The sequence below is a fragment of the Vibrio sp. R15-SG3-ISO1B genome (genome assembly GCF_059833835.1).
In genome coordinates this window covers 1-11,582 of the sequence record NZ_JCBDGG010000015.1, presented here as the reverse complement: position 1 = coordinate 11,582, position 11,582 = coordinate 1, and the positions used below count along the sequence as shown (strand labels likewise).

Sequence of the window (11,582 nt, the reverse complement as noted above, 5' to 3'; positions counted from 1 at the left end):
ATTTAGTGCCTAGTGCCTAGTGCCTAGTGCCTAGTGCCTAGAGGTCGATGTTTGTTGACTTATCGAAGTGAATCGACCTTTAAGTAAATGAGGGGGCTGGTTATAAGTTAAGCGCCGGGTGGAATGGCTAAGCTGTCCGCAATAAGCTGAATGAGGCGATCTTCGACTTCGAAGCGCTCTTCGATTACTTCGCCAATCTCAGACATGTCCGCATCAAAATCGTCTAACGTCTCGTCGTCGCTCACCGCTGCGTACTTATCGGTAAAGTTTAATAAAGGCTCAGTGGTCAGGACAATTTTACCGTAGGTATCGTTTATCTCATCGGTCGCTTCAAAGCCTGTCGAGCGCCATTTATCCATGACCATGTCGTAAATTTTAAAATGACCTTCGGAAATATAGTCGACCAGTTCGCCACAAAAATGTTGCAGTTCAGCAGGGGTAGGGAGTTCGACGACAGCCGTTTTCGAGGAGGTCGGTTGCAAGGCGGCAAGCTTACAAAATTCAACGATCAAACGTTGGCGGCTATCTAACCAATGGTCGATAACATCACTCGATCCGCCCCATTGTTCTTGGGTTCTTTTTAGTTTTCTTAACATGACCAGGCCCTCTTGTCGGATCACCATCCGGATGATCGTTACGCTTTGAAATCAAAGCAGGTTGAGAGAATTAACCTCTTGTCCTTACTAAAATTTATAGCCGGAGATCTTTCCCACTACAAACTCTGGTATGAATTTAGATTGCCAGTAAAATAGACGAACTGCAAGTAAAGGGAGTGGCTGATGTTAAAGAAAAGTGACACGAACCGTATGGGTGATGCTTACTGGTGTGTGGTCTCGGGAAGTGAGCTTTGGTTACCCGGCGGTGCGTTGCCAAAAGGCTGCGCTGAAACCCTCGAATTGCCTGCGTATGAGGCGATAGAAATCGGTCACTACGAAGGGCTTCCCGTCATGTGGCTTTGTGAGGAGTGGGTGGAGCAATCATTACCTCTTACTTCGCTTCGAGAAGCGCTTACGCTACCTGAGGCACTGTTTCTCTTGGCCAGCAAAGCGGTGCAATATGGTCACATGCGTCAGACGATGCGTTTTTGCCCGCAGTGCGGTGGCCGTAACCATCTCAATCACAATCAATTAGCGATGCAGTGTGGTGAATGCCGAACGTTGCATTATCCGCGTATTTTTCCCTGCATTATCGTCGCTGTACGCCACCAAGACTCGATTTTACTTGCTCAACACCCAAGACATCGAAATGGTATGTACACCGTTATAGCGGGCTTTGTAGAAGTCGGAGAGACCCTTGAGCAATGTGTGGCGCGAGAAGTCAAAGAGGAGACCGGGATTGACGTCACCAACGTGCGTTACTTTGGTAGCCAGCCTTGGGCCTTTCCATCGAGCATGATGATGGGCTTTTTAGCCGACTATGCCGGTGGCACATTGAAACCCGACTACAGTGAACTCAGTGATGCGCGGTGGTTTACGGTTGACGCCATGCCGCCCGTTGCGCCAGTCGGAACCATCGCGAGAGCACTGATTGAGCATACGCTTGCAGAGATAAAAAAAACCCTCCGAGAGGGAGGGGGTAAGTAAGATGTCGTTATGAGATGCTGAACACGGAGATGTTCAGTTTATAATTGTAGTTTTCGCTAGCAAACAAATATTTAACACTCCAATGCGTTGAGCGCAAATTAAGCACTGATTTAATAGTAAATAACTTGATCTGGGTTGCAAAGCACACCGCTTTTGAGAGCTAAACAGTGTTAGAATACGAGCGATAAAAAGTCAGCTTAAATGATTGGAAGAACAGAATGACAGAACTCAAAAACGACCGTTATCTTCGTGCTCTGCTCAAAGAGCCTGTTGATTACACCCCGGTATGGATGATGCGCCAAGCGGGTCGCTACCTGCCAGAATACAAAGCCACGCGCGCGCAAGCGGGTGATTTTATGTCACTGTGTAAAAACGCAGAGCTGGCCTCAGAAGTGACACTTCAACCGTTACGTCGCTTTCCACTTGATGCCGCGATTTTGTTCTCCGATATTTTGACGATTCCAGATGCGATGGGATTAGGCCTCCGCTTTGCTGCGGGTGAGGGCCCGGTGTTCGATCGCCCGATTGCCTCGAAAGCTGACGTCGATAAAATTGGTATCCCAGATCCAGAAGGCGAACTTCAGTACGTGATGAACGCTGTGCGCCAAATTCGTAAAGATCTCAATGGTGACGTGCCGCTGATTGGTTTCTCGGGTAGCCCATGGACGCTCGCTACCTACATGGTAGAAGGCGGAAGCTCAAAAGCCTTCACCAAAATCAAAAAGATGATGTACGCTGAGCCACAAACCTTGCACCTGTTGCTAGATAAACTGGCGGACAGTGTGATTGCGTACCTTAACGCGCAAATCAAAGCGGGCGCACAATCCGTGATGGTATTTGATACTTGGGGCGGTGTATTGACCCCACGTGACTATCAGCTGTTCTCATTGCAGTACATGCACAAAATTGTCGATGGACTGGTGCGTGAAAACGAAGGCCGCCGCGTTCCTGTCACGCTGTTTACCAAAAACGGTGGAATGTGGCTTGAGCAGATCGCCGCAACAGGGTGTGATGCGGTCGGACTGGATTGGACCATCAACATCGAAGACGCCAAAGCGCGAGTCGGTGACAAAGTGGCACTGCAAGGCAACATGGACCCATCCATGCTCTATGCCTCACCGGAGCGAATCCAACAAGAGGTAGCGAGCATTCTGGCGGGCTTTGGTGATGCGGGCACAGGTCACGTATTTAACCTCGGACACGGCATCCATTTGGACGTGCCACCTGAAAATGCTGGCGTGTTTGTTGAGGCGGTCCACGAGTTATCCAAGCCATACCACAAATAATTGAGTAATCTTTGCAAAGCGCCTGATATGACCAGGCGCTTTTTTGTTATCGGTTACACTAGCCGCTATACTGCTGAAATAACAAGAAAGGATACGGATTATTCATGAAGACTCGCGACAAAATTGTCTTAGCGGCTTTGGAGCTGTTTAACGAGCATGGTGAACGCACCATTACCACCAATCATATCGCCGCGCATATTGATATTAGTCCCGGGAATCTCTATTACCACTTCCGCAATAAGCAAGAAATTGTGCGTGAGATTTTTACGCTCTACTCCAACGAGCTGCTTGAACGTTTCACGCCGATTCAAGGTCAGCAGGAGAGTTTGGTGTTACTTAAGCACTATCTCGACTCTATTTTTACCCTGATGTGGAAATACCGTTTCTTCTATGCCAACTTGCCAGAAATCTTGGGCCGAGATGAACAGCTGCATGATGACTACATTCAAGTGCAGGAGAAGCTGCAAACCAATCTCATTGGGATCATGCACGCCTTTGTCGCTTTGGATTTATTGGATGTCTCTGAGCAAGAAATGCAATCTCTGGTCACTAGCTTACATTTGATTGCGTCCAGTTGGCTGGCGTATCAATCTGCCATGTCTCCACGGACACAGATTACCGAGCAAGTCATTCATCGCGGAATGCTACAAATGATCGCCATTGTGAAGCCCAAAGCGACGGCTCAGGGGCTTGAACAGTTACAATTGTTTGAGGAAGGGGTCAAAGCCATGCATGCTTAACGGCGCGCAGCACTGGCTTTTTCGATCCTAGTTATAACGAATTAAAATTGTTAGATTTTTTAAGACCCATTACAGTATCGAAAGATAAGTGAATGGGTTTTTTATGCATTACGATGTGTTTAATGGCGATGCCGATGGCATCATCGCCTTACTGCAACTGCGCTTAGCGCAGCCGAAAGAGACAACGCTGGTCACCGGCGTCAAACGTGACATCCAATTGCTAGACAAGGTATCGCCACAGCCTGGCGATAGCGTAACAGTGCTCGATATCTCGATGGAAAAAAATCGAGTCGCGTTGGAGAGCTTACTGGATGGCGGTGTGTCAGTCTTCTATGCCGATCATCACCGATCGGGCGACATCCCCGAGCACCCACTGCTCGATGCTCACATCAATCTCGATGCCAACATGTGTACCGCGCTCATTGTCGATCAGTGGCTCGACGGGCGTTTTCACTTTTGGGCCATCACCGCTGCCTTTGGCGACAATCTTATTGCGACAGCGCAGCAGCTAGCTATCCAAGCGGGGCTGGATGGTAAACAAGCCGCGCAGCTACAAGAGTTGGGGACGCTGATCAATTACAACGGTTATGGCGCCAAGATTGAGGACTTGCACTACCACCCGGCAGCACTGTTTAACACCCTTTTGGCTTATGATGATCCTTTTGCTGTGATTGCTGACAAGCACTCCCCATATTGGCAATTAAAAGCCGCTTATCAAGCAGACATGGAGAGGGCATTGTCGGTGGAAGCCAGTTACCGTAGCCCAACATTGAGTGTCTTTGAATTGCCTGATGAACCCGCGGCAAGGCGCGTCAGCGGCGTGTATGGCAACGCGTTAGCGAATCAGGCGCCTCACTCTGCGCACGCAGTACTGACACAAAATCCTGATGGGAGTTTCTTGGTTTCACTGCGTGCGCCTTTGAACAATAAACAGGGAGCAGGGGCGATTTGTTCGGCGTTTGCGACGGGCGGTGGAAGAGAGGGGGCCGCTGGCATCAATGCGCTACCCGCCAATCAATTAGCGACGTTTATTGAACAGGTTGAGGCGTACTATCAGCCGCGCTGACCATCGCTAGGCTAACGGGTGAGCCACTGACTTGGGTCTTGGGTTTTGCTGTTACGGCGAATCTCAAAGTAGAGGGACGCCTGTGGCTGACCGCCAGTATCACCTGCTAGGGCAATGGTCTCTCCGGCGGTGACTTTGTCGCCTTCTTTTTTCATCAAACTTTGGTTAAACCCGTATAAGGTCATATCGCCTTTGCCGTGATCCAGCAGAACAACCAGGCCATAGCCTCGTAAATACTCCGCAAAGACCACGGTGCCAGAATAGACGGCTTTGACCGATTGACCGTAATCGGCATCAATCACCCATCCCTTCCAGCTTAATTGACCAGTTTGTGGCGCGCCGTAGCGATGTAGGATACGGCCTTTCAGTGGCCAAGGCAGTTTGCCTTTTTGTCGTGCAATACCATCCATCGGCACGGCATTGCGTTTAGCGGCCTTGGCGATTTCCGCTTTTAAGCGCGTCTCATTGCGTTGCAATTCAGAAAGGTAGACTTGGTCGTTGGAAATGCTCTTTTTGATGTTGGTGACCGTGCCTTGGCGACTGGATTGCGTTTTGGTGAGCGCGTTTTTCTGCTCAGTTTGCTGCTTGAGTAGTGCAGCAATTTGCGCTTGTTCTAACTCGAGTTGGCGTTGACTTGAGGTCAGCTTTTCAGTGGTGAGTTGCAACTCATCGATGATGTCAGCGCGCTGTTTGGCTAGGTGTTGGAAGTATTGGCTTATGCGATCTTCTTCCACACCACGATTGAGCATATTGGCTGGCGCTTTCGCACGTTCTGTCATGTAATAGGTCTGAATCAACTCGGCAAGCTTGTCGCTTTGGGCTTTTTTTTGTGCTTCTAGCTGATCAATTTGGCGTTGGAGCTCTGCAATGCTCTCTTGGGTTTTCTTTTGTTGCGCCTTGGTCTCAGTGATCTCTTTTTCGAGTCGAGTGATGCTCAGTTCTTGCTGTTTGAGAGACTGCTGAAGCTCATCGAGCTTTTTTTGTTGCGAGGAGAGATTTTGCTTTTGGCGGGAAATCTCGCTACTGACCCCTTTAAGCTCAGAGGTCGAGGCAAAACTGGTCATAGGAAGCCAACAGAGTACGGCGAGAATCCAAACCGTCATCGGTTTCAAAAGCAAACTGCGCTGTCCTTGCCCAACCAATACCATGGCTCTGTCTGTCCTAAGTGTTTGAGATTGGGTCAGTATACCCAAATCAGAAATTGGAATACACAAAAAGCCCGAGCATGGGCTCGGGCTTTGGTTCTCTATCACAGCAGCAAACTTATTTAACCAGAATTTCCCCGGTCATTTCTGCTGGGATTTCTAGACCTGCAAGAGACAGCATGGTTGGCGCTAGGTCAGACAGTTTTCCGCCTTCTTTAAACTCAACCGCTTTGTCACCAACGTAAATCAGAGGCACCGGTAGGTTGGTGTGCGCAGTGTGTGTGCCGCCTGTTTCTGGGTCGACCATCATTTCCGCGTTACCGTGGTCTGCTGTGATCAGCAGTTGACCGCCCACTTCTTTGATCGCTTCAACGACTTGGCCAACGCTGGCGTCTAGCGCTTCAATCGCTTTTTCTGCTGCGTCGTACACACCTGTGTGACCGACCATATCGGCGTTCGGGTAGTTACAGATGATGGTGTCGTATTTGCCAGATTTGATCGCTGCGACCATCTTTTCAGTCAGTTCAGCAGAGCTCATCTCTGGTTGAAGGTCGTACGTCGCCACTTTTGGAGAAGCCACGAGTTGACGCTCTTCACCGTCAAACTCTTGCTCAACACCACCGTTGAAGAAGAAGGTCACGTGTGCGTATTTTTCTGTCTCTGAAATACGCAGCTGAGTTTGACCTTGCTTTGATAGCCACTCACCGTAGGTGTTCTCAAGAGACGCCGGTGGGAAGGCAATCGCCAGTGGGATATCGGCAGCGTACTGAGTCAGCATCACAAAATGAAGGGCTGGGAATACCGCACGCTCAAAACCGTCAAACTCAGGAACGAAAGCACGCGTAATTTGGCGTGCGCGGTCTGCACGGTAGTTCATGAAGATCAGAGCATCGCCATCTTGCATGATGGCGTCTTCTTGTGCGTCAGTCTTAATCGCAGTGGCTTTAACAAATTCGTCGTTCTCTTCGCGAGCGTAAGCCGCTTCAAGACCCGCAACCGCAGAATCAAACGTGAAGTCCGCTTTAGCTTGCGTTAGCAAGTCGTAAGCAACTTGAACACGTTCCCAGTTGTTGTCACGGTCCATTGCGTAGTAACGGCCCACTAGAGAAGCAATGCGACCTTTACCCAGCTTCGCAAACAGTTCATCAAAGCGCTTGAGTGAGTTTTCTGCGCTGCGTGGTGGTGTGTCACGACCGTCTAGGAAGCAGTGTAGGTAGATCTTTTCTGCGCCACGAGCGGCAGCCATTTCTACCGCTGCGTAGATGTGATCTTCGTGAGAGTGAACACCGCCTGGTGACATCAGACCCATGATATGAACCGCTTTCCCGGCTTTTACCGCCGCGTCTACTGCTTCGACTAGCGCTGGCGTTTCGGCAAATTCGCCGTCAGAGATGGATTTTGTGATACGAGTCAGATCTTGGTAAACCACACGGCCAGCACCAATGTTTGTGTGACCCACTTCTGAGTTACCCATTTGACCGTCCGGTAGACCAACGTCCATACCTGATGCAGAAATGAGCGTGTGTGGGTGGTTAGCAAGTAGCGCATCCATAACCGGTTTTTTTGCGTTTGCGATAGCGTTGCTTGCTGTGTCCTCACGGTGACCGTAACCGTCAAGGATAACTAGAGCCAATGGCTTCTTAGCTGACATAGTGATGTCCTCGTTAAAATTTCAAAGTAACTTTGGAAACAAAATTAGCGTAATTTTACTACACTTTTTAACCAAAACTGTAGGTTAAGATCAAATAAACTGGGCGAAATGCCGTTGTTATCTTTCACCATGCCCAGTGTGTGGAATTACTCCGTCTCTATTTACTTGCCAGTCTCGACCTAATTTTATCCCTTTTAAAGCGGAATCTATCTATTAGTTCAATAGGTGCTATTGATGGCCGCTGTCCACACTAACCTGTGTGAGCCTTGGGTTCAACTCACCAAGATACTGGTGCCGGCGACCGCGACCAAAGCGCCAATCCACGCATAGCGGTTGGGGCGCTTTTTGGTGTAGATCCACAGTATAGGCAACAACATGATTGGCGTGGTGGAAGAGAGTAGCGCGACCATACCGACGTTCCCTTCACGCAGCGCATAGAGGATCAGTGTCATCCCTACTGCCATCGCGAGAAAACCGTTGATCGCGGTAATCGCAAAAATGCGCGTGTTCATCGGTTGCGTCGCTCTCGCTAGCCGTGCGCCGGAGAGAAAAAAGACGCTGTGCGCGACAAAGGCGGTCATCATACGCATGGCGGAAGCGGCAATGGGATCGATCGCGGTCTGCATAATCGGCTTGGCGATAATGCCGCCCAATGCCTGACACAGCGCAGCGAGGAGGCCAAGTCCGATACCCGCCCAAATGTTGCCTTTAATGGACTCCAAGCTATTCGCCGCTTGACCTCTGCGCCCGAAAAATATCGCCGTTAATACACCGGAAAAGACCAGCGCTGAACCGATGAGCTCAATCGAGGTCATGCTTTCGCTAAACAGGAAATAGCCGAGTACGGCAGAGAACACCGCATGGCATGAGAAAAGCAAACCTGCTTGTCGTGGTCCCATGCGATTGAGACAGGCAAACAGAGCGGTATCACCGATGAAGATACCCACTAAGCCCGATAGCGCCATGGCCGATACCGCACTGAGCTCAACGCTTGCCCAGCCACCCGTCAACCAAGCCATCGAGGCGAGAATGACAGACGTACACCCCATTCGCCAGCGGCTGTAGGCAAAGGTCCCTAAGTGCTGCGCAGGTGTGACAGACAAAATACTCGCTACCGCCCATAAAAGCGCGGCCGCCAATGCCAGCCATTCATAGCCCATAATCGTGAAATCCAAAGCAAATCATTAAGGTAAGCAATATGCACGAAAACGCGCTAGAAACAAAGCGCCCAGGTAAGAGAACCTGGGCGCCGAGCTAAGTATGACCTGTGGGGCAACGGTTACGTAAGAATGAGCGTTGCTGCATAAACAATCGCAAGACCAATCAAACCAATAATGACGCCGGTTTTGGCCATGTCTTTGCTCTCAATCAGTCCTGTTGAGTAAGCAAGGGAGTTCGGCGGTGTTGAGACAGGTAGAATCATACCGAGAGAGGCGGAGAAGGCCACCACCACCAACAAGGCTTGCAGCCCGCCAATGGCTGCCAAGCTCTCCATCGAAGCGCCGATGGCTGCTGCGATGGGCATCAACAAGTTGGCGGTCGCGGTGTTGGACATAAAGTTGGCCATCAACCAACACACCATCGACAACGTGATGACCACCGCGACAGGCGAGAGGGTCTCGTAATCGATCGCATGTGCCAGCGCTTCAGCGAGCCCAGTTTTATCCAGACCAATGCCGATTGCGATACCACCGGCAACCAGCCACAGCACATCCCAGTTGATCAGTTTGAGTTCTGCTTTGCCCATAATGCCAGTCAAGGTGAAGACGGCGAGAGGAATGATCGAAACCACATAGGTGTTCATGCCGTGCAACTGAGTGGTCATCCACAGCAAAATAGTGATGGCGAAGGTGCAATAGACGGTAATGGCCCGCCAGTTGCGTTGGAACTGACCATCGAGCTTGAGCTGCATCTCATTGGATGTGGCGGGGAAGAGCTTTTGCAGCAAAAACCAAGCGATGGTGAGCTGAATAATCACGAAGGGCAGACCCATCATCATCCAGCTTAAGAAGGTAATCGAGTTGTCACCCGTCAGGTATTGCAGCGCGATGGCGTTGGGAGGGGTACCAATCGGTGTGGCAATGCCACCCGTATTGGCGGCAATAGGGATACATAACACTAACGCTTTGATGCCCAAATCCCCTTTGGGTGCAGAAGCGACAATCGGGCCAAGTAAGGCCAGCATCATGACAGTGGTTGCGGTGTTCGACATAAACATCGAAAACACAGCGGTGATCAGCATTAATCCCAACATGATGAACTTGGGTTGTTTGCCAAAGGGTTTGAGTAGCACCCGTGCTAGGTTGTTGTCGAGCTCATATTTTGAGGCTGCGATCGCAAGGGCAAAACCGCCCATAAAGAGAATAATAATTGGCGAGGAAAAGGCGCTGAATATGTCTGTGTAATCGAGCAATACGCCTAGGTCATGATGGGGCGGCGGGGTTCGAAACCAGTGCAATCCTTTATTGGAAATCATCACCAACTCAAGCGCGATAATCAGGATAGAAGTAGCAAAAACAGGCACTGGCTCTAACACCCACAGCAACGCCGCCAGCAAGAATATGGCCAGTAGGCGATGTTGGATCAGGGTTAAGTCGTCAATGGGAATCCAATCGATGGGCATAAAAAGCACAGCAAGAGGGAGCCCAAAACTGACCAGAAGTTTGATAAGGATTCCGGGTTTCAACATGACACTAAACCTCAAGGTTTTTCGACGAAACACTAGAGTAATTTACAATCAAATTAAGGTCTTGGACGTAGCTGGAACTTTTAGCAAACAGTTGAAAATGTTCACTGGGTTTTGTCTTGGGTCAAAAAAGCCCCAACTTTGTGGGGCTTGGAGAGATGGTGTGAATCGAACGCTCTGTTATTCAGACTCAGAGGTGGATTCACTCTGGGTCGCGTTGCGTTGGTGTGCGTAAGGTGTGCCCATAACGGTGGTCGCACCGGTACTCATTGCGTCATCAAAGGTGATCGCGTCTTTTGCAAAAAGGTTGATGACGGTGGAGCCGAGCTTAAAGCGCCCCATCTCCTGGCCTTTTTTCAAGATCACGGCTTTGTTACCAGTGGCTGGGTAATCCCATTTGTACACTGTGTTGCCACGAGGAGGGGTGACGGTGCCAGCCCAGACTTGCTCAATGCTACCAACAATCGTTGCCCCTACCAGCACTTGCGCCATCGGACCGAACTCAGTATCAAAAATCGACACCACGCGTTCGTTGCGGGCAAAGAGGTTAGGTACATTTTCGGCGGTCAGTGGGTTGACCGAAAACAAATCGCCCGGTACGTAAATCATCTGGCGCAGCGTGCCATCGCATGGCATGTGTACGCGATGGTAATCACGAGGCGAAAGGTACAAGGTTGCAAAGTCACCCTCAGCAAACTCTTTGGCCAACTCGGCGTCACCACCAAGCAATTCTTGCGCGGTATAATCGTGCCCTTTGGCTTGGATTAGCTTGCCATCTTGAATTGGGCCAAATTGGCTCACACAGGCATCTGCAGGGTGAGTGATTACTGACTCACCTTCCGCGATAGGGCGAGCGCCTTCTTTGAGTTCACGGACAAAGAAATCATTAAATGTGGCAAAGTGCTTAGGATCCGAATGCTTCGCTTCGTCCATATTCACGTTGTACTGTTTGATAAACCATTTGATGATGGCTGTGGTTAGACCGCCTGCTTTGGCAGAGGCTAGCTTGCCCACAAGGCGAGTGAGGCCGTGTTGTGGGATCCAGTATTGCAGCCCAACTTTAATCTTATCCATGGTGTTTGATTCCAATATCGAAATAACAGGTTGCGATTGCACGCGCTTAATCGGGCGCGAGATACTAATCAATCTGGCTTTAAAAGTCAGCCATTCTCATTCAACTTTCCAAGCTTGCTAGGCACTTTAAGACCCAGAGCAAGGAATCTGTGCTCTAGGGGCTAAAGATCCGCTTTCTTGTTACGTGAATACTGACGATTGGCTTTGTTTTCTGCCATGCTCTCTAAGATGCGGTGGTAGTTGTCGAAACGCACTTCGCTGATGTCGCCTTTCTCCACGGCTTCAACCAGTAGACAGCCTGGATCATCTAAGTGCTTGCAGTCCCTGAACTTGCAGCCCCCTAGATAGGGT

10 protein-coding genes and 1 pseudogene are annotated in these 11,582 nt (G+C 50.0%); 4 read left to right on the top strand and 7 right to left on the bottom strand.

All coding sequences use genetic code 11. The features are described 5' to 3' along the window. Positions 1-107: 107 nt before the first annotated feature. Positions 108-602 (bottom strand): sigma D regulator, encoded by a 495-nt coding sequence (gene rsd, locus AC6R0S_RS04790; protein WP_334555727.1) that lies wholly within the window; start codon positions 600-602, stop codon positions 108-110. 177 nt (positions 603-779) lie between these two features. Here rsd and nudC point away from each other — a divergent pair, with 177 nt between their 5' ends. The 4 genes from nudC to AC6R0S_RS04770 all read left to right on the top strand — a co-directional run bounded on the left by nudC (position 780) and on the right by AC6R0S_RS04770 (position 4,675). Further along, the gene (gene nudC / locus AC6R0S_RS04785; protein ID WP_500631031.1) at positions 780-1,583 is read left to right on the top strand and encodes an NAD(+) diphosphatase; all 804 of its coding nucleotides are present in this window, start codon (positions 780-782) and stop codon (positions 1,581-1,583) included. Between the two features lie 218 nt (positions 1,584-1,801). Next, positions 1,802-2,869 (top strand): uroporphyrinogen decarboxylase, encoded by a 1,068-nt coding sequence (hemE, locus tag AC6R0S_RS04780; RefSeq protein WP_500629416.1) that lies wholly within the window; start codon positions 1,802-1,804, stop codon positions 2,867-2,869. 104 nt (positions 2,870-2,973) lie between these two features. Beyond that, positions 2,974-3,609 (top strand): TetR/AcrR family transcriptional regulator, encoded by a 636-nt coding sequence (locus AC6R0S_RS04775; protein WP_334555700.1) that lies wholly within the window; start codon positions 2,974-2,976, stop codon positions 3,607-3,609. A gap of 103 nt (positions 3,610-3,712) precedes the next feature. Continuing rightward, complete coding sequence (locus tag AC6R0S_RS04770) at positions 3,713-4,675, top strand: DHH family phosphoesterase (RefSeq protein ID WP_500637347.1); 963 nt, start codon at positions 3,713-3,715, stop codon at positions 4,673-4,675. Between the two features lie 11 nt (positions 4,676-4,686). Here the strand turns inward: AC6R0S_RS04770 and AC6R0S_RS04765 are convergent, their stop codons facing one another. The 6 genes and pseudogenes from AC6R0S_RS04765 to AC6R0S_RS04740 form a co-directional block, all read right to left on the bottom strand. After that, positions 4,687-5,778: a murein hydrolase activator EnvC family protein gene (locus AC6R0S_RS04765; RefSeq protein WP_500637352.1), complete on the bottom strand. Its 1,092-nt coding sequence runs from the start codon at positions 5,776-5,778 to the stop codon at positions 4,687-4,689. 160 nt (positions 5,779-5,938) lie between these two features. Further along, on the bottom strand, positions 5,939-7,471 hold the full coding sequence (gpmM, locus tag AC6R0S_RS04760) for a 2,3-bisphosphoglycerate-independent phosphoglycerate mutase (protein WP_500631033.1): 1,533 nt from the start codon (positions 7,469-7,471) through the stop codon (positions 5,939-5,941). Positions 7,472-7,743: 272 nt separating this feature from the next. Continuing rightward, positions 7,744-8,631, bottom strand: coding sequence for a DMT family transporter (locus AC6R0S_RS04755; protein WP_500637351.1), 888 nt, complete (start codon positions 8,629-8,631; stop codon positions 7,744-7,746). Positions 8,632-8,750: 119 nt separating this feature from the next. Then, positions 8,751-10,160 (bottom strand): SLC13 family permease, encoded by a 1,410-nt coding sequence (locus tag AC6R0S_RS04750; protein WP_500631034.1) that lies wholly within the window; start codon positions 10,158-10,160, stop codon positions 8,751-8,753. Between the two features lie 177 nt (positions 10,161-10,337). After that, positions 10,338-11,231, bottom strand: coding sequence for an archaetidylserine decarboxylase (gene asd, locus AC6R0S_RS04745; RefSeq protein WP_500629420.1), 894 nt, complete (start codon positions 11,229-11,231; stop codon positions 10,338-10,340). A gap of 161 nt (positions 11,232-11,392) precedes the next feature. After that, a pseudogene (locus AC6R0S_RS04740) lies at positions 11,393-11,582 on the bottom strand (small ribosomal subunit biogenesis GTPase RsgA); the annotation flags it as partial.